We start from the raw sequence: 23421 nt of genomic DNA, 5'->3' as shown, positions 1-23421 counted from the left end.
TTGTGATAGGTATAGAAACTGATATGGAACAATTTGCTGCTATTAAAGTGATAGGAGTTGGTGGTGGAGGCGGAAATGCAGTAAATCGTATGATTGATGCCGGCCTTCGCGGTGTTGAGTTTATTTCAATTAATACAGACAAGCAAGCTCTTTATTTATCAAAAGCTGAAATAAAAATACAAATTGGCGAAAAATTAACGAAAGGGTTAGGAGCAGGGGCAAACCCGGAAATTGGGAAAAAAGCTGCTGAAGAATCTAGAGAAGAAATAGAACGAGTTATAAAAGGCGCTGATATGATATTTATTACTTCTGGCATGGGAGGAGGCACAGGTACAGGGGCTGCTCCAGTTGTAGCGGAAATAGCAAAAGAATTAGGAATTTTGACAGTGGGAGTTGTTACTAAGCCTTTTACATTTGAAGGAAGAAAAAGGATGTCTCATGCAGAAATGGGCATTGAAGAACTTAAAAAACATGTAGATGCGCTGATTACTATTCCTAATGATAGATTACTGCAAGTTGTAGAGAAAAAAACTTCAATGATTGATGCTTTTAAATTAGCGGATGATGTTTTAAGACAGGGTGTTCAAGGTATATCCGATCTTATTGCAGTTCCTGGACTTGTCAATGTTGACTTTGCTGATGTAAAAACGATTATGACAAATACAGGACTTGCACATATGGGAATAGGCATAGCTTCTGGGGAGAATAAAGCGACTGAGGCAGCGAAACAAGCCATTCATAGTCCACTATTAGAGACTTCAATTGAAGGCTCAAGAGGAATTCTTTTGAATATTGCAGGAGGTCCGAATTTAACCATATTTGAAGTTAATGAAGCAGCTAATTTTATCTATGAGGCTGCTGACCCTGATGCAAATATTATATTTGGTGCAGTAATAGACGAATCATTAGAGGACCAAATAAGAATTACTGTTATAGCTACAGGATTTGAAAGAAATGAAAAATCTAAGGAGACAGCGAAGAAAAAAGACACTAGGGAGCCTGAAGTAAAATTAGAAAATGTTATAGAAAGTGATGATTTGGATATACCTACTTTTTTAAGAAGAGGAAGACGATAAAATCTGCAAAGGTTTCTTTGCAGATTTTTTTATGCAAAAATTCTACAAAAATAACCTTATTTTTATACCAAAATATTACAACAAATTTGAGATTTTTATTTTATAATATGAATAAAATAGGCAAATGGGAATATACATTGTATAAGGATTAAAAGTGTCCCCGGGGATGATATGAATGTATTTAGATGTAATTTTTTTCGAAAATTTAATTATTAACTATTTTATTTTATCCCTTACACGAAAATTTTCTCAAAAAGACAGCAAACCTATTAAACTTTTTTTAGGTGCATTATTGGGAGCCTGTTATGTCCTAATAATTTTTTTGTTACCTTATAAGATGATTCATGAAGTTTTCGCAAAAATTATTTTATCTCTCTTAATAATATATATGGCATTTACTCCAAAAACATTAAAAGAATTTTTGAGAATTTTAGCAGTTTTTTATCTAATTTCTTTTGCAATAGGTGGGACAATTTTTGCGGTTTTATATACGGCAAGACTTAATTTACATAGTTTATGGATTGGAATATTGATAGCTATTTTACTTTTCTATACTAATTGGGATTATATAGTGAGAAAATCAACAGAGAAAAAAATGTTATACAGCATAAAAATAGAAATTTTTCAAAAACAAGTAGAGATAAAAGGATTATTGGATACTGGGAATAGATTATATGACCCTTTAACTAAATCGCCTGTTGTGGTGGTGGAGTTTTCGGCTATGGGGAATATACTTCCTGATAATATGGAAATTTTATTAAATGAAGAGAACATAGATTTTAACAAAATTTTTGAAGTTTTGAAAGAGGAAAGATGGTTATCAAGGATAAGGTTAATACCCTTTATATCAGTGGGACAGTCAAAAGGAATAATGCTAGGATTTAAGCCGGATAAATTAGTTGTAGGGGAAAAAGAAGTAAGAAATGCAATAGTAGGAATATACAAAAGCAAAATAGGTAAAGATGGCAACTATGCAGCGTTGTTGACACCAGAAATTTTAGTATAATGGGGGTGTGGAAAGTGCAATTAAAAACAAAAGTAAAAATAGAAATGCTATTGTTGTGGAAAAAAATCCTTGATTTTTTAGATTTATCTGAAGGCATATTTTATATTGGAGGAAGTGAAGCATTACCTCCTCCTCTTTCTGTAGAAGAAGAAATATATTTAATTTCAAAGATGGAAAAAGGAGATAATGGAGCAAAAACGGTACTTATTGAAAGAAATTTAAGGTTGGTAGTATATATAGCAAAAAAATTTGAAAACACAGGAGTGGGAATTGAAGATTTAATATCTATTGGCACAATTGGACTTATAAAAGCCATTAATACTTTCAATCCTAAGAAAAAAATAAAATTAGCTACGTATGCTTCTCGCTGTATTGAGAATGAGATATTAATGTATTTAAGAAGGAATAGCAAAACTAAATTAGAGGTTTCTTTTGAGGAGCCTTTAAATGTAGATTGGGACGGAAATGAACTTCTGCTTTCAGATATTTTAGGAACTGATAATGAAACAGTTTATAAATATATCGAAGATGAGGTAGAAAAGGAATTATTAACTTCTGCATTGAAGAAATTACCAGATAGAGAAAAAAAGATAATAGGATTGAGATTTGGATTGGAGGGTGGAGTAGAAAAGACTCAAAAAGAAGTGGCAGATATGTTGGGAATTTCACAGTCATATATTTCTCGTTTAGAAAAAAAGATTTTGAAAAGATTAAAAAAAGAAATGAATAGACTAGTCTAAGCTTTTCTGTATATTTTTTTATCCTGCCGGCAATACTGTTAATAAGCTAAACATGTGGGGGCAGGATTTATGAATAACAAAGTTGAAATTTGCGGAGTCAATACCTCTAAGTTACCTGTTTTAAAACCTTCCAAGCAAAAAGAGCTACTGCAACGGATGAAAAATGGAGACAAAAAAGCGAGAGAAGAATTTATAAATGGAAATTTGCGATTGGTACTAAGCGTTATTCAAAGGTTTAATAATCGCGGAGAGTACGTAGATGATTTGTTTCAAGTAGGATGTATAGGGCTTATAAAAGCTATTGACAATTTTGACTTAAATCAAAATGTAAAATTTTCCACTTATGCTGTTCCAATGATAATTGGAGAAATAAGAAGATATTTAAGAGATAACACTCCTATAAGAGTGAGCCGCTCTTTAAGAGATATAGCTTATAAAGCATTACAGGTAAGGGACAAATTAGTATCGGAAAATTCCAAAGAGCCGACAGTAGGTGAAATAGCTAAAGAGCTGGACCTCCCACGTGAGGAAGTAGTAATGGCTCTTGATGCTATTCAAGAACCGGTTTCTTTGTTTGAACCTATCTATCATGATGGTGGTGATGCAATTTATGTGATGGACCAAGTCAGCGATGACAAGAATATTGACGAAGTTTGGTTAGAAAAAATTGCTTTAAAAGAGGCGATACAAAAACTTAATGAAAGGGAAAAATTGATATTGACACTGAGATTTTTTGAGGGTAAAACTCAAATGGAGGTAGCAAAGGAGATAGGAATATCTCAAGCACAAGTTTCAAGATTGGAAAAAGCGGCTTTAAATCACATGAGGAAATACATCTAGCTTATCAGGAATGATAAGCTAGATTTTTTCATATAATTTTATGAAAAGGAAAAGGACAAAAAGGGGGAAATTAAAATGATTAAAGCATCAGAATTAAGAGATAAAGATGTTATAGATATAAACACAGGACAAAAATTGGGAAATATAGTTGACATTGAAATAAATCTTGAAGAAGGAAGAGTGGAAGGGATTGTTATACCGAAAGAAACAAGTCTTTTTAGGTTTTTTAATAAAGATATAGAAATTTATTTGTCGTGGGAATCTATAAAAAAGATTGGAACGGATGTGATATTAGTAGATTTCAAAGGCAGAGAAGCTTAAGTTTGACTAATGAAAACAAGTTTATTATAATTTTATTAAACAATTAAGAATTGTTGGAGGTAATAAGATGAAATGCCCTTATTGTGGGTATCCAGATTCAAAAGTTATTGACTCTCGACCTACAGATGATAACACTTCAATAAGGAGAAGAAGGGAATGTTTAAAATGTGGGAAGAGATTTACTACTTATGAGAAAGTAGAACAATTGCCTATACTTGTAATAAAAAAGGACAATAGCCGAGAGGTCTATGACAGAGATAAAATATTAAAAGGCATGATAAAAGCTTGTGAAAAAAGGCCAGTGTCTATAAAAGTTTTAGAAGAAATTACAGATGAAATTGACAAGAGAATAATAAATTCAATGGAAAGGGAAATAACCTCCACTGAAATCGGAGAAATGGTAATGGAAAAACTTAAAAATGTAGATGAAGTAGCTTATGTCAGGTTTGCCTCTGTTTATAGGCAGTTTAAAGACATAAATACTTTTATGGACGAACTTAAGAAACTTCTTAAAGAGAGCGAGACAAAAAAAGAAAAGACATAATTGTTTTTTTGTTTCAAAGGTGTACAAGCTATATTAGCTGGAGGTGTCAAAATGGCCCATATGGTTTTGGTTATAGAAGATGAAGTTCATATATTGGAACTTTTAAGGTATAACTTGGAAGCAGCAGGGTACAAAGTTATTACTTCGGAAAATGGGAAAGAAGGATTGGATAAAGCACTTGAAGAAAAACCCGATTTGGTTATATTAGATTTGATGTTGCCAGATGTAGATGGATTGGAAATATGTAAAATTTTAAAAAAGAATGATGAAACGAAAAATATACCGATAATAATGTTAACAGCAAAAAGTGAAGAATTTGATAAAGTATTGGGATTGGAGTTGGGAGCAGACGACTATATAACAAAACCCTTCAGTGTAAGAGAATTGTTAGCTCGAATTAAAGCTGTTCTTCGGCGAACCCAACTATCAGAAGAAGAAGAAAAAGAAGAAATAATAAAATTTGGTGATATAGTTATAGATACAGGAAAACATTTGGTTTATAAAAAAGGAAAAGTATTAGAATTGACTTTAAAAGAGTTTGAGCTTTTAAAACTTTTGTCTCAAAATATGGGTAAAGTATTAACTAGAGACTATCTATTAGACAAAGTATGGGGATATGAATATGCGGGAGAGACTCGAACTGTTGATGTCCATATCAGGCATTTAAGAAAAAAGATAGAAGACGATGATAAATCTCCTGTGTATATTGAAACTGTAAGAGGAATTGGATATAAACTAAACGATAAAGGTGGAGTATAATGTTAAAAAAATCCTATTATAAATTGTTTTTCATAAACCTACTTGGAATTTTAATAGTTGCCCTATTTTTTTTAGGCAATGTTCCAATGACCAAATTTATTTTTGCTATTTTTTTGGGAATTTTAGTAACATTTTTTTTGAGTTATAGATTTATAAAAAATATAGTAGATCCTATAAAAGAGATAACTGAGATTACAAAGGATATTGCAAATGGGATATACAGTCATGGGCTTGAAAGCGATTCTATTGATGAGATAAAAGAACTTTCTCTTGCAGTAGATTCTATGTCTTATAAATTAAAAGAAACTATAGAAGAATTAAATGATAGAAATGCAAAATTAGAAGCTATTTTAAAAAGCATAGTAAATGGGGTTATCGCTTTTGATAATAATGAGAAAATATTACTTATAAATGACGCTGCGAGGAAAATTCTAAATATAAAAGGAAAAGATTTAATTGGAAGACATATCCTAGAAATTATAAGAAATAGTAAGTTATATGATCTTTTTGAAGATGTTAAGAAAAATAAAAATTCTCCTTCCAAAAATTTAGAGCTAAATGTTTTCAATAAACACCTCAAAGTGTACACTAGTCCAATTCTTCATCCAATTTCCCATCAAAATTTAGGTTTTGTGTTGATAATAGATGATATCACAGAAATGAGAAGATTGGAAAAAATAAGAAGTGAATTTGTTGCAAATGTGTCTCATGAGCTGAGAACGCCTTTAACTTCTATTAGAGGCTTTATTGAAACTTTAAGAAATGGTGCTATTGACAATCCACAGGCAAGAGATAAATTTTTAGATATAATTGATTTTGAATCAGAAAGACTTACAAGACTTATAAACGATATACTCACTCTTTCTGAGATAGAGAATGTGAAAGAAGGTTATCCTAAAGAAGAGATAGAATTAGATAATGAAATAGAGGATATATTATATATAATGGAAAAAGTGGCGAAAGATAAAAATATAACGTTGAAAAAAGATTTAAATTGTACTGATTTGGTGATAAATACTAATAAAGATAGATTTCATCAAATGATGATTAATTTAATAGATAATGGTATAAAATACACTCCAGAAGGCGGATTTGTAAAAGTATCTACTCAAGAAAAAGGGGATAAAATAATTATTACAGTGGAAGACAACGGTATTGGCATTTCAAAAGAAAATATTCCTAGGCTTTTTGAGAGATTTTACCGAGTTGACAAAAGTCGTTCGAGGAAATTAGGGGGTACAGGGTTGGGACTTGCTATAGTTAAACATATCGTGGAATCTATGAAAGGGGGAATTTTTGTAGAAAGTGAAGTGGGGAAAGGTACAAAATTTATTATAAAATTCAACAAAGCTGATTTAACAAAGACTTAACAATATTTTAATATTGACTTTACAATAGATTGTTACAATGTAGTTGTACAAAAAATTTAAGAAAATTTTGGAGGTGCTTTAATGGTAAATAGTCAATTTACGAAACTTGCTATTGCAGTACTGTTGATTGCAAGTCTTTTTAGTTTTGTTGCCTGTGGCTCAAAACAACCTCAAACTAATAATTCTTCAACTTCTAATAATCTTTCAGGCAACATAACAATTGCTGGCTCTACGGCATTACAGCCATTAGCTGAACAAGCCGCCAAAATGTTTATGGGAAAATACCCCAATGTGGCGATAACGGTGCAAGGCGGTGGCAGTGGTACAGGGTTGACACAGGTAGCTCAGGGCGCAATTAATATTGGAAATTCTGATATTTTTGCGGAAGAAAAATTAGATGCCAACACAGCCAAATCTTTAGTAGACCATAAAGTTGCAGTTGTAGGTTTTGCTGTAGTTGTGAATAAAGATGTGACAGTTGATAATTTGACTCAGCAGCAGTTGGTAGATATTTTTACAGGTAAAATAACAAACTGGAAACAAGTTGGCGGACCTGATATGAAGATAGTAATAATCAATAGACCAGCAAGTTCAGGAACGAGGGCTACTTTTAAGAAAATTGTTTTAAAAGGTCAGGAGGAAGCACAAGGCCTTGCATTGACGGAGGATTCATCTGGTGCAGTTAAAAAAGCTGTAGCAGATACGAAAGGTGCTATTAGTTACCTTGCATTTTCTTACCTAGATAATACTGTAAAAGCATTAAAATATGAAGGCGTCGAACCGAATGTTCAAAATGTAATAGATGGTAAATATCCAATTTGGTCATATGAACATATGTACACAAAAGGAGAACCTACAGGAGCGGTTAAAGCTTTTTTAGATTTTATGATGTCACCAGAAGTGCAGAAAGGACCTCTTACTAAATTAGGGTTTATACCTATTACCGAAATGAAAGCAAAATAAGAAATATATTGTAAAAAAAGGAGCTGGTATCTTTTCCAGCTCCTTTTTGCAAAAATATGGATTTAACATAAATTTAACATTTATTTAACATAAATTTAATGAAGTTTTTTTTTAAAATTGATACTATAAAAAAGTGCCATTATTGTCATTATAATTTCTTAAATGGGGGAACTCACATGACAGTTGATAAAAATTATGAAAGAAAGCGCAAAATAGTTAATTTGTTTGGAAAGGCTATCGTTTTCATTTCTGCTTTGCTATTAATAATCATCACTGCTTCTCTCTTTTTATTTGTAGCGTCTAAAGGTCTTTCCACTTTTATAAAAGATGGCATCTCTTTAAAAGAATTTTTATTTTCTACCATCTGGAAGCCTGATAGAGATGTTCCTGCAGTAGGTTCCTTACAATTTATATTAGGTTCTATTCTCGTTTCTGTTTTTGCTATTATGATAAGTGCACCTCTTGGAGTTTCCTCTGCAATTTTCATGATTGAAATTGCGAAAAAATTAGGTCAAAAGATTTTGCAACCAGCTATTGAAATATTTGTAGGCATTCCTTCTGTAGTGTACGGTTGGGTTGGTCTGACGGTATTAGTTCCTTTTATAAGTAAACATTTTGGAGGATTAGGATTTAGCTTGTTAGCCGGTATATTAGTTCTCACTGTCATGACACTGCCAACAATTACTAGTGTTAGCACTGATGCTATAAAGTCGTTACCTGTGGAGATAAGAGAAGCCAGTTATGCCCTTGGTGCAACACGATGGCAAACAATAAGACATGTAATTCTTCCTGCAGCGAAACCGGGAATTTTGACTGCTATTATATTAGGACTGGCAAGAGCTTTTGGAGAAGCTTTGGCAGTTCAAATGGTTATAGGAAATCGACCAGTGATTCCTAAATCTTTTTTAGAACCAATGAGTACTATAACTTCTATTATTACCATGGACATGGGGAATACAGTAATGGGCACTGTGTGGAATGATGCCCTTTGGTCCTTAGCACTACTCCTTCTTATGATATCTTTTACTTTTATCATCGTAATTAAATTGGTAGGCAGGAGGGGAATGTATAAATGAAATCTAAACTATATGACAAAATAGCGACGATGTATTTTTACGCTGTTGCTCTGTTTTTAATCTTGTTTTTGGTCTCATTAATAAGTTATATATTGTATCAAGGTAGAACTAAACTCAACATAGATTTTTTAACTTCCCCTCCCAAATTTATGGAAGCAGGAGGAGGCATAGGGCCACAGCTTTTTAATTCGTTAGAATTGTTAATAATAACCTTGATAATTTCTATTCCTATAGGCTTAGGTGCAGGAATTTATATGGCAGAGTATGCAAAGCCAGGTTTGTTAACAGAAATTATAAGATTGTCTATAGAAACTTTATCTTCAATGCCTTCTATTGTAGTAGGCCTTTTTGGGCTTTTAGTCTTTGTAACTATGACTGGATGGGGATATTCCTTAATTGCAGGTGCTCTTGCTCTTACGGTGTTAAATCTTCCTGTAATGACAAGAGTAAGTGAAGATTCAATTAGAAGTGTGCCCAATAATTTGAGAGAGGCAAGTTATGCTTTAGGTTCTACAAAATGGCAAACAATTGTAAAAGTTGTAGTGCCTGCTGCAATGCCTGGTATTATAACAGGAATAATTTTAACTGCCGGAAGAATTTTTGGGGAAGCTGCTGCACTACTTTATACTGCAGGTATGAGTAGCCCTGCCTTGAATTTTTCAAACTTAAATCCTTCAAGTCCTACCTCGCCTTTAAATATCTTTAGACCTGCGGAGACTTTGGCTGTTTATATTTGGAAGGTAAATAGTGAGGGGTTAGCACCTGATGCAAGACAGATTGCAGACGGTGCCGCAGCAGTTTTATTGTTAATGGTATTGATTTTTAATATCCTTGCTAGATGGTTAGGAAATACATTATATAAAAGAATGACAGGCGAAAGATAAAATGGTATAATATGCTTAAGAGGAAGGGGAATGACTGGTAAATGAAAAAAATACAGGTCAAAGATTTAGACTTGTTTTACGGAGATGTCCAAGCCCTCAAAAAAATAAATTTGGATGTAGAGGAAAATAGCGTTTTGGCACTTATAGGTCCCTCTGGTTGTGGCAAATCTACCTTTGTTCGTACTTTAAATAGGATGAACGATCTTATTGAGGGAGTTAAAATAAGTGGTACTGTTTTACTTGATGGTCAAGATATATATAAAGAAGTAGATGTTATTGAACTTAGAAAGAGAGTAGGAATGGTTTTTCAAAAACCTAATCCTTTTCCTATGACGGTTTATGACAATGTAGCTTATGGTCCAAGAATTCATGGTATAAAAGACAAAAAAAAGCTGAATGAAATTGTTGAAAAAAGCCTGATGGCTGCAGCTTTATGGGATGAAGTAAAAGATAGACTCTCCAAGTCAGCTCTTAGTTTGTCTGGTGGTCAACAGCAAAGGCTTTGTATTGCCAGGACATTGGCAGTAGAACCAGAGGTAATTTTGATGGATGAGCCTACTTCAGCGCTAGACCCTATTTCTACCATGAAAATTGAGGAATTAATTAATGAATTGAAAAATAAATATACAATAATAATAGTAACTCATAATATGCAACAAGCAGGAAGAGTGTCAGATTATACGGCCTTTTTCTTAAATGGTGAATTAATTGAAAGTGGACCGACAGATAGAGTTTTTTATAATCCTAAAGATAAGAGGACGGAAGACTACATTACTGGAAGATTCGGTTAGAAGGAGGTGACATAGTGAATCGTACTCATTTTGAAAAAGAATTAGAAGAACTTCATTATGATGTCTTAAAAATGGGTAGTCTTGTAGAAGAGGCCATAGCAAATGCCATTGCTTCTCTAGTAAACCATGACACAGAATTAGCTCAGAAAGTTATAGATGACGATGACAGAATAGACAAAATGGAAGTAGAAATCGATAATAAGTGTGCAAAGATTATTGTGACCCAGCAGCCAATTGCAAGAGATTTGAGAATAGTTTTGACGGGCCTTAAAATTGTTACAGATTTGGAAAGAATGGCAGATCATGCAGTAGATATAGCAAAGACTACGTTGAGGATTGCTCATCAAAAGTATATAAAACCTTTAATCGATATTCCGAGAATGGCAGAAATTGTAAGAGAAATGGTCAAAATGTCTTTGGATTCCTATGTACGACAAGATTTAGAGGTGGCGAGAGCTATTGGCGAAAAAGACGATATAGTAGATGCTCTTTACAAACAGGTTTTTAGAGAACTTTTGACATATATGATGGAAGACCCTAGAAACATTGATCAGGCAACACAATTTTTGTTTGTTGCTCGTTATCTCGAAAGAATTGCTGACCATGCAACTAATATATGTGAATGGGTAATTTATCTAGATACCGGTGAACATATAGATTTAAATTGAAATGCAAAAAGCGCTCACTGAAAAAGTGAGCGCTTTTTGCATATTTTTTATGCATTGTGCAAAACATATTTTTAAGAAAAGAACTTAAGGAGTGATTTTGATGCCATTAAGCTATATTTTGCTTTCTATTACAGGATTAATCGTTTTGTTCGGATTTGCCCATAGAGTATTAGATAGGATGAAAATGACAGATACATGGGCTTTTTTGGTGATAATTGGGATGATAATAGGGACATTAATACCTAACATTCCTATAACAAAAACTGTGTCTATAAACATAGGTGGAGCTGTTATCCCTATAGCAGTATGTGTGTATCTTTTTTTAAAAGCAGAAAGTACGAGAGAAAGAGTAAATGCAGTTGTAGTATCAATTGTTGCCGGAATAGCTGTTTTTATTGCAGGGAGAATACTTCCTGCAGAACCTGAAGCCATGATTATTGAGCCTATGTATATTTATGGTATTGTTGGAGGTTTAATTGCGTATCTTTTTTCACATTCGAGAAGAAGTGCTTTTATTGCAGGAGTGATGGGGATAATACTGGCAAATGTAATGCAGGCAGTCTCAAACTACCTGACAGGGACAAGAGGAGCCGTTTCTATAGGAGGAGCTGGATTTTTTGATTCGGTAGTTATATCTATGATAATTGCCGTGGTTTTGTCTGAAATAATTGGGGAAACAAGGGAAAAATTGCAAGGAGGTACTTCTAAAAAGCATCTTGAACCTAGGGAGGGTATGGCTAGCAGCTTGGTAGATACTAACAAAAAAGAAGAGGGTGACAAAAATGAACAAAAGAAAGATGAATAGAGCTACAATATTAATCTTATTGGTTATTGAATTTTTATCTTTTGCTATTAGCAGTTATGCAGAGAAGCAGACTGAATTACAACCTGATTATTACACAGTGTATGATGGAAAGACAAATAAAGTGCTTTTCAGAACTGCAATGGAGGTTTATAAAGGGGACAGATATTTATCAGGGGATAATAAATTGTATGAAGTGTTTAAAGTGGATAAAAATGAAAGTAAAGCTTATGCAAAGTATTTGCGAACAGAAAAACTTCCAGATGTTAACATAGAAGAAATTTCACAAGCAATGGCAGTAGCAGAAAATACTGGTGAAAAGAGAGTGGCGATATATTCTACCCACAGTGATGAATCATATCTTCCTTCAGATGGTGCTGCAAGTATCAATGGACATGGCGGGATATATAAAGTAGATGCTGCCTTACAAAAAGCTTTAGAGGCAAAAGGAGTCACAGTCAAAGTGGACAGGACTTTGTACCTACCTCATGATGCTATGGCATACAGCCGGTCAAGAACTGGAGCGGTCAAACTTTTGAAGGATTTTAAACCGGACTTACTTTTGGATGTCCATAGAGATGCAGTCCCCTTCCAAGAATATATACGAAAAATTGCAGGGAAGAATGCTACAGGCGTAAGAATTGTCTTAGGACGGAACAACCCTAATTTAAAAGCAAATCAGCAGTTAGCCTATAGGATAAAAGCTATTGCGGATAAGACATATCCAAACATGATCAAGGATGTATTTTTTGGAAAAGGAGATTTTAATCAAGATTTGACTCCAAACTCTTTATTGTTAGAATTTGGTACCTACTCTCATACAAGAGAAAGAGCAGAAGTTTCTGCTTCTTTAATAGCAGACATATTGACTAAAGCACTTTATGGTTCAGATGAGCAAAAACAAGTAGGCACTGTTACAAAAACTCAAAAACCGCTTCCAGGACAAAATAAAGCTGCAGGTACCGGAATATGGGTTTTGATTGGAGTTGTTGTAGTGTCAGCAGTAGCTTTCATGTTTTTGAGTACTGGTGGGCGAGAAATGTATCACAAGTTTTCTAAAGCTACGCGTAAAGAATTTGCAAGTTATTTGGGTAAGTTTAGGCGAAAAAAAGGAGATGAGCCATGAACATAAATCATGAATTTTATATCAATATTGTGGTTTGTGGAATTGCTTTTGGGACCATAGCCCGCTTTATATATTTAAGAGTGGACTATAGGCAGTATCCTACTTATCCTCAAGGTTATACGACTCATTTGACCTTAGGTATAATTTCAGCGGCTTTAGGAGCTTTTTCTGTGCCTGCATTAATTGAAAAACAGTACACTGCTGTTACCTTTTTAGCTTTGGCAGCACAACAATTTAAAGAAGTAAGAGAAATAGAGAGAACCAGCTTAGAAAAAATGGAAGCAACAGAATTAGTTCCAAGAGGAGCAGCTTATATAGAAAATATAGCTAAAATTTTTGAAGCAAGAAACTATATTGCTATGGCTGTAGCTGCTCTTACTTCTTTGGCAGTTTATTTTTCTAAAAGTGTTATAATAGGGACAATTGTGGGAGGACTAGCAATTTATTTATCTCGTTATGTAATGAAAATTGCTTATATTAGAGATATTGCCGAAGTTCTTCCTTCAAAGATTGTTTTTAAAGGACCTTTATTGTGCGTTGAGGATGTGGTTTTAGCAGATATAGGTCTAAAAGAAGGAAGAGAAATAATAGAGAAATTTGGAATGGCTGTTGTAATACGACCAAAAGGGTTAGATAGTTTAATTTCCATAAATAACTTAGGAATAAGACAGGCTATTCTCCATGAAGCTGCTAATCAATTGGGATTAAAGATGAATATTGATACTCCTGAATTAGCTCCTCTTACTATGAACAACCATGAAAATGGAGATGTTATTGTAGTTATGGTAGCGATGAAGCCTGATATTGATGCTTTTGTGGAAATTATAAAGAATGTGCCAGCAATTGAAACTGTAAGAAAGTATCCTTCAAAGTCAAGGGGCGCGAGAAAAGCTTTCAATTGAGGTGATAGAATGGAAGTACATGTAACAGGATATATAATAGCTATGGTAACTTTAAAAGAGGCAAAAGACAATGTTTCAAGTGGTACTGCACCTATCATATATGTAGAAAATGAAGAAGAGCAGCAAAAGCTTTCTATGTATTTAAGCAGAATTTTTAAGGCAGCCGTTCACGATCTTGAAAATGGAGTATTTATTTTAGTTAAACAATATTAGGTGGTATCTATGAAAGTAGTGTATTATAGCTATTATGGGTGCTATTCTTCTTCTATATGTGCATATCTTCATTTAAATGATAAATCCAAAATTGAAAAAGAGGAATTTCTTAAAATCCCTTTTTTGTTTCAAGTTGATTATGGACAAATGAGGTTTATTGGGAAAGATAATAATCAAAATGAAGTCTTCATAATAGGAACGAAAAATTTTAGTGAAAATATCAAAAAAACTTTGTATGATTTGATGAAAGTTTTTAACATAAAAGAAGATATAATTTTTATAGACACTTCCCACTATGATGTAATTTTTTTTAAAGTGCTGATGAATCTAAGAGGTAAGAAAATACTAACACAAACTATAGACAATTTTTTGTATAATTACTATTTGATGAGACACAAAGATATAAAAAGATTTGTAGAGAGATATAAAAAAATACTATGAGGTGGTAGGTTTGTGATTATTGTATATATGTGCTATGGAAGTGCCCACTCTTCTGTTGTAGCTGCTTCTATACACATAGGACTTTTACCTATTGACAGAGTGCCTACTTATGAAGAAATTGTTTCTCTTCCGCATTATGATAAAACTTCCAACGATGAAATTGGTACTCTTTTTTATATGGGTAAGGATGAATTTGGGAACCATGTGTACATTGTCGGTGCGAGAAATGGGCGAGGAATAGTGACAAAAGCTATTTACAGTTTTTTGTCTTTATATGGAATTTCTGAAAAAGATATATTAGTCGTAGATGCACTTCCTATCATAGGACTTACTACAAAGATTGGAGGTATTACGTCAAGGCGCTTAGGAATTATCTTTTTAGGTAGGCCTATAACGGTATATGGTATATTGAAAAAATACAACAATTTCGTAAAATTAGTAACAGATATTAAAATAAAGTTGCAAATAAGATCTTGACGTATTGATAGGATTAATTCATAATTGAAAAGAGAGGAGTTAATTTAGGAGGAAAAATATGCATAAAATAAATATAAAAGATGTAATAAAAGGAAGTATAGCATGGGATTTAGATATACAAAAAGGAGACAAACTCATTACATTAAATGGAAAAGAAATAATTGATATAATAGATTATCGATATGAAGTGTCAAATGAGTTTATACAATTAGAAATTGAAAAGGCTACAGGAGAAAGATATATTTTTGAAGTGGAAAAAGACTATGATGAGGATTTAGGGTTAGTCTTTGAAGAAGAAATAATTGACAAACCAAAACATTGTAGAAATAAGTGTATTTTTTGCTTTATTGACCAATTACCTAAAGGAGTCCGCAAATCTCTTTTATTTAAGGATGATGATTATAGGTTTTCCTTTTTACAAGGTAATTTTATTACTATGACTAATATGAGTGAGGAGGAAATTGCCAGGGTAATAAAATATAAGCTCTCTCCCTTATATGTTTCAATTCATAGCACTGATGATGATGTAAGAATGAAAATGATAAATAACCCGAATGCAAAAGGTATAATGGATAAATTAAAAAAACTTGTTGAGAACGGAATTGAGGTACATGGTCAAATCGTATTATGTCCAGAAATAAATGATGGCAAAATTCTTGACAGAACTATCAAGGATTTGTCAAGTCTATATCCTGGTGTAAAATCAATAGCAGTTGTTCCAGTAGGACTTACAGACCACAGAGAGAAACTTTATAAACTTAGGACATTTACTAAAGAGGAAGCTAAAAATGTGGTTGAACAAGTATCTTCATGGCAAAAGAAATTAAAGAAAGAATTAGGTTCTTCTTTTGTTTTTTTATCAGATGAATTTTATGTGATGGCAGGTGTTACTATACCTTCTTATTATCATTACGAGGGATTCCCTCAAATAGAAAATGGCGTAGGACTTATGGCATTGTTTAAACATCAATTTCAAAGGAGTGTAAAAAGATTAAAAGCGAATAAAGGGAAAAATATAAACACTGCTCCTTACATTATTGTTACAGGAATAGCTGCCTATAATTTTATGGAAGAAGTAGCGAAAGAATTAAGAAAAACGGGGTTTAATGTAAAAGTGGAGAAGATACACAATGAGTTTTTTGGTCACAATATCACAGTAGCTGGACTTGTGGTGGGGAAAGATATAATAAACCAATTAAAAGGTAAAATAAATGAGGAAATTTTAATTATTCCCGATGTCATGTTAAAGGAAAGGTCAAATGTTTTTCTTGATGACACTACTGTTGAAGAAATAGAAAGAGAACTGGGGACAAAAGTTATAGTTTCTGAAGTCGATGGGAATAAATTTTTACAAAAGATACAGAGTGGGAGGTGATAGATATGGCAGGAGCAATGGTAAGCATTGTAGGTAGGCCAAACGTGGGTAAATCTACTCTTTTTAATAAGATTATGGGAAAGAGAATTTCTATTGTTGAAGACAAACCAGGAGTTACAAGGGATAGAATATACGGTAATGCAGAATGGCTGGACAAAAAATTTATATTAGTAGACACAGGAGGATTAGACCCAAATGCTGAAGATATTCTCTTTTCAAAAGTCCGTTTACAAGTGGAAGCAGCAATTGATACTTCTGACGTAATATTATTTTTAGTTGATGCAAAAGAAGGTTTAATGCCAGAAGATGAAGAAATAGCAAACATTTTAAGAAGAGCAAAAAAAGAAGTTATTTTGGTTTGCAACAAGGTGGACAGTTTTAAAGAAATGCCTCCTACCTATTATGACTTTTTTAGCCTTGGTTTAGGCAATCCCATTCCAATTTCAGCGTCAAATGGGTTGGGCATCGGAGAACTTTTAGACGAAGTAGTAAAAAAATTGCCACAGGAAGAGTTAGAATACACTGAAGAAACAATTAAAATTGCTGTTATTGGCAAACCTAATGTGGGGAAATCCTCACTAGTTAACAAGATATTAGGGGAAGAAAGGGTGATAGTCAGTAACATACCTGGTACTACACGGGATGCAATAGATACTCCTTTTTCAAAAGATGGGAAGAACTATGTTCTTATTGATACAGCAGGGATACGTAGAAAAAGTAGAATTAGCGAATCTATAGAAAGGTACAGCGTACTAAGAGCTTTAGCTGCAATTGAAAGGTCTGATATATGCCTTTTGATGATAGATGCTACAGAAGGTCCCACAGAACAGGACGCTAAAATAGCAGGATATGCGTTTGAAAATGGAAAAGGAATCATCATGGTTGTTAATAAATGGGATGCAATAAAAAAAGATAATAATACTGTTAATGAATATACTAAGATGGTAAGAGAAAAACTATCTTTTATATCTTTTGCTCCTATACTATTTATTTCAGCAAAAACAGGGCAAAAAGTACACAGAGTTTTAGAGACTGTAGATAAAGTATGGGAAGAATATAATAAAAGAATTACTACTGGTCTTTTAAATAATGTGCTAAATGAAGCTATGCTTATGTTTCCTCCACCTGCTGATAAGGGCAAACCATTGAAAGTATATTATACTTCACAAGTAGGAATTAAGCCGCCTTCTTTTGTAGTATTTGTTAATGAACCAGAGCTAATGCATTTTTCCTATTTAAGATTTATTGAGAATACGTTAAGACAAAATTTTGGCTTTGAAGGGGTACCTATTGTGATTTCTACTAGAAAAAGAGGAGAAAATTAAAAAAGAAAGGGGGAAAAATATGTACGCTGTTTTGACGGCCATCATTGCTTATTTGATTGGTTGCATAAACAATGCATATATTTTAACAAAATATACGCGAAAAATAGACATTCGCAATTATGGGAGTGGAAATGCAGGGGCTACTAATGTTTTAAGAGTATTAGGGTATAAAGTTGCGGTTCCTGTTTTTGCATTGGATGTGTTAAAAGGAGTAATAGCCGTATTAATCGGTAAGTATTTAATGGGTAATACTGGTGCTATGATTGCAGGGATATCAGTGATATGCGGTCATAACTGGCCTGTGTTTTTAAAATTTAGAGGTGGAAAAGGAATTGCGACAAGCATTGGTGTTATAATGACTGTAAGTCCTCTTTTAGGGCTCATAGCCTTAGCAATTGGTATTACAGTAATTGTTTTGACAAAATACGTATCTTTAGGGTCCATAACAGGATCGATTACTTTTGTGCTTTTAAATGCAATCTTTTGGAGTTCAACACAATTATTCATATTTTCACTTATTATGGCATCTTTAGCAATTTTCCAACATCGTTCCAACATAAAACGTTTGCTGGCGGGAACAGAATCTAAACTTGGAAAAAAGACGGAAATAAAATGAGAAAGGAATGTGGTCATGAAAATATCAGTATTAGGTGCGGGAAGTTGGGGAACAGCTATAGCGATACACTTAAACCGACTTGGGCATCAAATTACATTGTGGATGAGAGATAAAAATCAGTTTGAGGAAATTGTGTCTACTCGTCACAATAAAAAATATCTTGATGTTGATATTCCTCAAGAAATTTACATTACAACAGATTTAGAAGAAGCTGCGGAAAATTCATCGATTGTAGTAATTGCTGTTCCGTCCCATGCTGTAAGAGATATATCGAAAAAATTAAAAGATGTAATTGATAAAAACTCTATTGTGGTAAATCTTGCAAAGGGAATAGAGACTTCCACTTTAAAAAGAATGTCTGAAGTCATAAAAGAATATCTTTCAAATGAGGTAGTTATTTTGTCAGGTCCTAGTCATGCTGAGGAAGTAGTCAGGCAAATTCCTACAGCCTGTGTTTTAGCCTCTTTAAATGTTAAAGCCTGTGAGGTAGTGCAAGATGCCTTTATGGATGAAAACTTTAGGTTGTATATAAACAAGGACGTTGTGGGAGTGGAATTAGGAGGGTCATTAAAAAATATTATAGCCTTGGGAGCTGGAATTTCAGACGGGCTTGGATTTGGCGATAATACCAAAGCTGCACTTATGACAAGAGGTCTTGCAGAAATTACTCGTTTGGGTGTTGCGTTAGGTTCTGATCCGTTGACGTTTTTAGGTTTGGCAGGTGTAGGAGACCTTATTGTCACCTGTACCAGCATGCTTTCGCGAAATAGAAGAGCAGGAATGCTTATAGGTAAAGGCAAAAGTTTAGAAGAAGCATTAAAAGAGATAGGAATGGTAGTAGAAGGAGTTAATACTACAAAATCAGCCTACAGACTTTCTCAAATTCATAAAATAGAAATGCCAATAACTAAAGAAATTTATTCCATTCTTTTTGAGGGTAAAAATCCCTATGAGGCTGTTTATAGTCTTATGACGAGAGATAAAAAACATGAATTGCACGGTATTTGATCTCCGGTTTTCCGGAGATTTTATCATATTTCAATATTTTTTACATATAAATATACTGTTAAAGCATATATATATGAGTGAGAAGAAAAGGATATGGGGATATAAAAAAGGAGGGAAATAGGTTGGAAAACTACGATATCTATAAAAATATTGCAGAAAGAACACAAGGGGATATCTACATAGGAGTAGTAGGCCCAGTGAGAACAGGTAAATCGACTTTTATTAAGCGATTTATGGACATATTGGTACTGCCATACATAGAAAATCTTCCACAAAAAGAGAGAATAAAAGATGAATTGCCACAAAGTGCAGCAGGCAAAACCATAATGACTACTGAGCCTAAATTTGTTCCTGAAAAAGCGGTAGAAATAACAATTAATGAAAACACGAGGTTTAAAGTGAGATTAGTAGATTGTGTAGGATATATGGTTAAAGGTGCACTGGGATACATGGAAGGGGATAAACCCCGCATGGTTTCTACTCCTTGGTATGATTATGAAATACCTTTTGAGGAAGCGGCAGAAATAGGAACAAAAAAAGTGATAAATGACCATTCTACAATAGGATTAGTGATGACCACTGATGGAAGCATAACTGACATACCGCGAGAAAATTATGTAGAAGCAGAGGAAAGGGTAGTAAAAGAATTAAAAGCACTGAATAAACCTTTTATAATAATGCTAAATACAACTAATTCTCAAAGTGCCGAAACAATTAATTTAGCAAAAGAATTAGAGAAAAAATACGATGTACCTGTAGTTGTTTTAAATGTACTTAAAATGGAAATACCAGACATTCATGCAATTTTGGAAAAAGTCTTATTTGAATTTCCTATACGGGAGATTGCAATTGATTTGCCTAAATGGGTAGATGCTCTTGATAAAAGTCATTGGCTTAAGCAAAGTATAATGGAAACAGTAAAAGAAGATATAAAAGATTTGTTTAGATTAAGAGATATACCTAAGTTAGTTGGTAGTCTTAAAGCAAATGAAAACTTTTCTGAGGTGTTTATAAAAAAGATAACTCCAGGTGAAGGCTGTGCAAATGTGGAAATAAAAACACAAGAAGGCTTATTCTTTAAAATATTAAGTGATGAAAGCGGGCTTGAAATTCATGATGATAGAGAATTGATGACAATAATGAGAGAATTGGCTTATGCAAAAAGGCAGTATGATAGAGTTAAAGACGCCTTTTTACAAGCTGAAAAAACAGGTGTAGGAGTAGTACCTGCAAGCCTTGATGACATGAAGTTTGAAAAACCCGAAATAGTAAGGCAAGGCGGGAGATTTGCGGTAAGGCTTAAAGCTTCTGCACCTTCATATCACATATTTAGAACTGATATTACAGCAGAAGTATCGCCAGTTGTAGGAACAGAAAAGCAAAGTGAAGATTTTGTAAAATATTTGACAGAACAGTTTGAGAGTGATCCAGAAAAAATTTGGGAATCCAACATTTTTGGCAAGACCTTGAGTGACCTTGTAAAGGAGGGAATGCAAAACAAGATTGGCGTTATTCCCGAAAATTTAAGTCATAAACTAAGAGATACATTAGAAAGAGTTGTAAATGACAGCGGAGGCGGAATAATCTTTATAATCATTTAACTATTGATTTTTTCTTTTATCTCGTTTATAATAAAAGCTGAACATAGTTTCTTTCTGGGTGTGGCGCAGCTGGTAGCGCGCCAGAATGGGGTTCTGGAGGCCGGGGGTTCAAGTCCCCCCACTCAGACCAGTGAAAATCAGTAACCGCAAGGCTTGGCGGTTTTCTTTTTTCGGAAACCCAACTAGAAATCGAAATTTGCAAACATATTTTTATTTTATGTAATTTTTTTATGTTTAAAAAATACCATACTCTGTATAGGTATTAAGATGAAATTTCACCTATATTTATATTATTGATTTCTTCTAGTGCTTTAACAGCTACCTTTTGAATATCAGGAAATATATGTGAATAGGTATTAAAGCGTGATATTTGTGTGGCTTTATTTTTTAGATACAATTTTTTATACTTGAAATTGTAGAACTGTTTAATTCTGTTATTTGGTATAAATCTTTTTGAGATAAACCTTTTTATATAGGAATTTCAATTGTTTTACTTATTTCTAACTTACTTATGTTAGAAATATTATTCATTTTACTTTTCACAGGGGATACTTCTTTTATTAATTTATCAGGTATATTATCTTGGTCTATTTTATCATAATATCTTCAAAAGTCCATTTTGCAAATTCCCTGAAGAAGTAAGGAAAATAATGTATACAACAAACATAATTGAAGGATTCTACAGGCAGTTAAGGAAAGTTACAAAATCGAAAACAATATTTCCATCTGATGAAGAATTAGAAAAAATGCTATACTTAGTAACAATGAATGTATTAAAGAAATGGACAGTTCAGATTTTAAGAAATTTGTGATATAATTACCTTGCACTTATTCTGATGCCTCCTTTTGTTAGATTGTTTTAACCACTTTTATTATAGCAGGCATTCAGAATAAGTGCTCTCTTTTTTATAGATTTCTTTTTCCACACCCCAACATTTATTATAGAACCTAAATTCATTGTACTCTCTATAAATGATTCTTCTACTTCATCGTCTTATCAGGAATGTTTCTCATAAAACTGGTTTGGCTAAACTTAAAAATTGTGATAATATTAAATTAAAGGATTTTGCATACTTTTGTCAATAAATAGAATTAATTTAAAGTATTTCGGTAATATGTCAAGAGGGTGATAAAAAAATTCAAAAAAAAATTTAATAAAATAACCTAAAAAAGGGTATAGCAAAGCTAACCATCACGCAATAAGCTGATGGAAATTAATGTAAAATATGGTTATGGGATAATATGTTAACTTATACAATCATCTCCTTTCATTATTGGGGATTTATAAAGTTTTTCTTCGCGCAGCAGAGCGAAGACTAACCTTACAGTTTTACGTGCAGTCAATACAAGAGCACGTTTATGCTTGTGAGTTTTGCTTTCTTTAAATTTGCGGGCATAGTATTGTGAGAACTCAGGTAAATACTTCCTGAGCTGGTCAGCTGCTTGAATAAAATAATATCTGAGATACTCATTACCAGTACGCTTGAGATATGTGTCCTCCGCTTTAAAATCAGCAGACTGGTACTCTGACCAATAAAGGCCGGAAAACTTTGCAAGGGCATTATCATTATCAAACCTTGAAATTCCGCCTATCTCAGATATTAAGCCGGCTGCGATGGTTGGGCCAATACCTTTTACTGATGTAAGACAAAGGAATTCATTGTTAAATCCTTTTACCTCATTAATAATGGCTTTTTCTACAGCTTTCTTCTGCTTTTCAAGGGACTGTAGATTATCAAAGCAAGACTTGATAACAAAGTTTAAAGAATCATCTACAGTAGCATTAATTCTATAAGACTTGTGAACAGCCTCTTGAAGCAATTTAGCTGTAGCTTCTGGATCATCAAAGCGATCTTTACTCTTGTCAACCAAAAAGCCGGCAAGCTCATCAAGCGGTCGAGCCGCAATATCATCAAGGGTGAAAAACTCATTAAATATTTCAGTAGCAGTTGCTCCAAAATTATTACTAAATACTTTATTTTGGCACAAACCGCTAAACTTAAGGAACAAATTGCTGAGGAAATAATTTTTTTCTCTAACAATACTATTAACAATGTGAAAGCGATGGCGAGTAAGCCTCTGGAGAGCAAGGTATCTAAAATCTACAGAACAAGATTTAGGGAGTCTACCGAATCTCAGTTTTTCAGCAATAGCAAAGGCATCAATCCAGTCATTTTTAGGCAAATTACCGAGAGACTTTTTAAAAGCATTAATGATATTTGCATTAAAAGTAGTAATAGAAGGTTGATAAGGCTTAAGAGCAGAATGATCAGCCAAATAATACTGGAGGTGCCAGCCATAGACTGAGGTAGATTCCAAACCAATAAAGACCTTTTGGATATTGTATTTATTACAACACTCCAAGATACGTGATACTATAACATCACAACCATGAGGGTTATTTTCTACAGAAAAACGAGAGGAAGCATCATTACCCTCCTGGTCGAGAATATGAACCTTGACATCATTCAGGCTTACATCCATACCAACAAAAAGC

Annotated in this window: 25 protein-coding genes, 1 tRNA gene and 1 pseudogene; 26 read left to right on the top strand and 1 reads right to left on the bottom strand. The window is 33.3% G+C overall.

The features are described from left to right. Positions 1 to 2 precede the first annotated feature (2 nt). The 26 genes and pseudogenes from ftsZ to THYS13_RS13800 all read left to right on the top strand — a co-directional run. Complete coding sequence (gene ftsZ / locus THYS13_RS04375) at positions 3 to 1076, top strand: cell division protein FtsZ (protein WP_042833318.1); 1074 nt, start codon at positions 3 to 5, stop codon at positions 1074 to 1076. Between the two features lie 175 nt (positions 1077 to 1251). Continuing rightward, entirely contained in the window at positions 1252 to 2082 is an 831-nt protein-coding gene (gene spoIIGA / locus THYS13_RS04370) for a sigma-E processing peptidase SpoIIGA (protein WP_042833317.1), read from the top strand. Between the two features lie 14 nt (positions 2083 to 2096). Beyond that, positions 2097 to 2822, top strand: coding sequence for an RNA polymerase sporulation sigma factor SigE (gene sigE / locus THYS13_RS04365; protein WP_042833316.1), 726 nt, complete (start codon positions 2097 to 2099; stop codon positions 2820 to 2822). 69 nt (positions 2823 to 2891) lie between these two features. Further along, entirely contained in the window at positions 2892 to 3662 is a 771-nt protein-coding gene (sigG, locus tag THYS13_RS04360; RefSeq protein ID WP_042833315.1) for an RNA polymerase sporulation sigma factor SigG, read from the top strand. A gap of 75 nt (positions 3663 to 3737) precedes the next feature. Next, the gene (locus THYS13_RS04355; RefSeq protein ID WP_042833314.1) at positions 3738 to 3983 is read left to right on the top strand and encodes a YlmC/YmxH family sporulation protein; all 246 of its coding nucleotides are present in this window, start codon (positions 3738 to 3740) and stop codon (positions 3981 to 3983) included. Between the two features lie 67 nt (positions 3984 to 4050). Further along, on the top strand, positions 4051 to 4527 hold the full coding sequence (gene nrdR, locus THYS13_RS04350) for a transcriptional regulator NrdR (RefSeq protein ID WP_042833313.1): 477 nt from the start codon (positions 4051 to 4053) through the stop codon (positions 4525 to 4527). Positions 4528 to 4578: 51 nt separating this feature from the next. Next, entirely contained in the window at positions 4579 to 5286 is a 708-nt protein-coding gene (locus tag THYS13_RS04345) for a response regulator transcription factor (RefSeq protein WP_042833312.1), read from the top strand. Continuing rightward, positions 5286 to 6656: a two-component system histidine kinase PnpS gene (gene pnpS, locus THYS13_RS04340; RefSeq protein WP_042833311.1), complete on the top strand. Its 1371-nt coding sequence runs from the start codon at positions 5286 to 5288 to the stop codon at positions 6654 to 6656. The genes THYS13_RS04345 and pnpS overlap by 1 nt, the downstream gene beginning before the upstream one ends. A gap of 81 nt (positions 6657 to 6737) precedes the next feature. Beyond that, positions 6738 to 7619, top strand: coding sequence for a phosphate ABC transporter substrate-binding protein (locus THYS13_RS04335; RefSeq protein ID WP_042833310.1), 882 nt, complete (start codon positions 6738 to 6740; stop codon positions 7617 to 7619). Between the two features lie 176 nt (positions 7620 to 7795). Beyond that, positions 7796 to 8695 (top strand): phosphate ABC transporter permease subunit PstC, encoded by a 900-nt coding sequence (gene pstC, locus THYS13_RS04330; RefSeq protein ID WP_042833309.1) that lies wholly within the window; start codon positions 7796 to 7798, stop codon positions 8693 to 8695. Further along, on the top strand, positions 8692 to 9579 hold the full coding sequence (gene pstA / locus THYS13_RS04325; protein ID WP_042833308.1) for a phosphate ABC transporter permease PstA: 888 nt from the start codon (positions 8692 to 8694) through the stop codon (positions 9577 to 9579). Before pstC ends, pstA begins: the two co-directional genes overlap by 4 nt. Before the next feature lie 41 nt (positions 9580 to 9620). Next, the gene (pstB, locus tag THYS13_RS04320) at positions 9621 to 10370 is read left to right on the top strand and encodes a phosphate ABC transporter ATP-binding protein PstB (protein ID WP_042833307.1); all 750 of its coding nucleotides are present in this window, start codon (positions 9621 to 9623) and stop codon (positions 10368 to 10370) included. Positions 10371 to 10384: 14 nt separating this feature from the next. After that, positions 10385 to 11038, top strand: a complete 654-nt coding sequence (gene phoU, locus THYS13_RS04315) for a phosphate signaling complex protein PhoU (RefSeq protein ID WP_042833306.1) — start codon at positions 10385 to 10387, stop codon at positions 11036 to 11038. 100 nt (positions 11039 to 11138) lie between these two features. Beyond that, a complete protein-coding gene (locus tag THYS13_RS04310) occupies positions 11139 to 11843 on the top strand; it encodes a DUF1614 domain-containing protein (protein WP_042833305.1) in 705 nt (234 codons plus the stop codon). Next, the gene (gene spoIIP / locus THYS13_RS04305; protein WP_042833304.1) at positions 11821 to 12966 is read left to right on the top strand and encodes a stage II sporulation protein P; all 1146 of its coding nucleotides are present in this window, start codon (positions 11821 to 11823) and stop codon (positions 12964 to 12966) included. The genes THYS13_RS04310 and spoIIP overlap by 23 nt, the downstream gene beginning before the upstream one ends. After that, positions 12963 to 13868: a YIEGIA family protein gene (locus tag THYS13_RS04300; RefSeq protein ID WP_042833303.1), complete on the top strand. Its 906-nt coding sequence runs from the start codon at positions 12963 to 12965 to the stop codon at positions 13866 to 13868. The genes spoIIP and THYS13_RS04300 overlap by 4 nt, the downstream gene beginning before the upstream one ends. 9 nt (positions 13869 to 13877) lie before the next feature. Then, entirely contained in the window at positions 13878 to 14081 is a 204-nt protein-coding gene (locus THYS13_RS04295; RefSeq protein WP_042833302.1) for a hypothetical protein, read from the top strand. Positions 14082 to 14090: 9 nt separating this feature from the next. Further along, complete coding sequence (locus tag THYS13_RS04290; protein ID WP_042833301.1) at positions 14091 to 14522, top strand: DUF3189 family protein; 432 nt, start codon at positions 14091 to 14093, stop codon at positions 14520 to 14522. A gap of 12 nt (positions 14523 to 14534) precedes the next feature. After that, positions 14535 to 14999: a DUF3189 family protein gene (locus THYS13_RS04285; RefSeq protein ID WP_042833299.1), complete on the top strand. Its 465-nt coding sequence runs from the start codon at positions 14535 to 14537 to the stop codon at positions 14997 to 14999. Positions 15000 to 15057: 58 nt separating this feature from the next. Further along, positions 15058 to 16374 (top strand): radical SAM protein, encoded by a 1317-nt coding sequence (locus tag THYS13_RS04280; RefSeq protein WP_042833298.1) that lies wholly within the window; start codon positions 15058 to 15060, stop codon positions 16372 to 16374. 5 nt (positions 16375 to 16379) lie between these two features. After that, positions 16380 to 17699 (top strand): ribosome biogenesis GTPase Der, encoded by a 1320-nt coding sequence (gene der, locus THYS13_RS04275; protein ID WP_042833297.1) that lies wholly within the window; start codon positions 16380 to 16382, stop codon positions 17697 to 17699. A gap of 19 nt (positions 17700 to 17718) precedes the next feature. Further along, the gene (gene plsY / locus THYS13_RS04270; protein WP_042833296.1) at positions 17719 to 18315 is read left to right on the top strand and encodes a glycerol-3-phosphate 1-O-acyltransferase PlsY; all 597 of its coding nucleotides are present in this window, start codon (positions 17719 to 17721) and stop codon (positions 18313 to 18315) included. 15 nt (positions 18316 to 18330) lie between these two features. Further along, positions 18331 to 19323: an NAD(P)H-dependent glycerol-3-phosphate dehydrogenase gene (locus tag THYS13_RS04265; protein ID WP_042833295.1), complete on the top strand. Its 993-nt coding sequence runs from the start codon at positions 18331 to 18333 to the stop codon at positions 19321 to 19323. A 122-nt stretch (positions 19324 to 19445) separates the two neighbouring features. Beyond that, the gene (gene spoIVA / locus THYS13_RS04260; RefSeq protein WP_042833294.1) at positions 19446 to 20924 is read left to right on the top strand and encodes a stage IV sporulation protein A; all 1479 of its coding nucleotides are present in this window, start codon (positions 19446 to 19448) and stop codon (positions 20922 to 20924) included. Positions 20925 to 20978: 54 nt separating this feature from the next. Continuing rightward, positions 20979 to 21054 (top strand) — tRNA-Pro (locus tag THYS13_RS04255). A gap of 481 nt (positions 21055 to 21535) precedes the next feature. Further along, positions 21536 to 21712: pseudogene (locus THYS13_RS13800) on the top strand (transposase); the annotation flags it as partial. A 457-nt stretch (positions 21713 to 22169) separates the two neighbouring features. Here THYS13_RS13800 and THYS13_RS04250 read toward each other — a convergent pair. Then, positions 22170 to 23408 (bottom strand): IS110 family transposase, encoded by a 1239-nt coding sequence (locus tag THYS13_RS04250; RefSeq protein WP_201035670.1) that lies wholly within the window; start codon positions 23406 to 23408, stop codon positions 22170 to 22172. Between the last annotated feature and the right edge of the window lie 13 nt (positions 23409 to 23421).

The sequence above is a fragment of the Thermoanaerobacter sp. YS13 genome (genome assembly GCF_000806225.2).
In the GTDB taxonomy this organism is placed as follows: Bacteria; Bacillota; Thermoanaerobacteria; order Thermoanaerobacterales; family Thermoanaerobacteraceae; genus Thermoanaerobacter; species Thermoanaerobacter uzonensis.
Note: the sequence above shows the minus strand (reverse complement) of the source record. Positions and strands in the feature narration are given on the sequence as shown.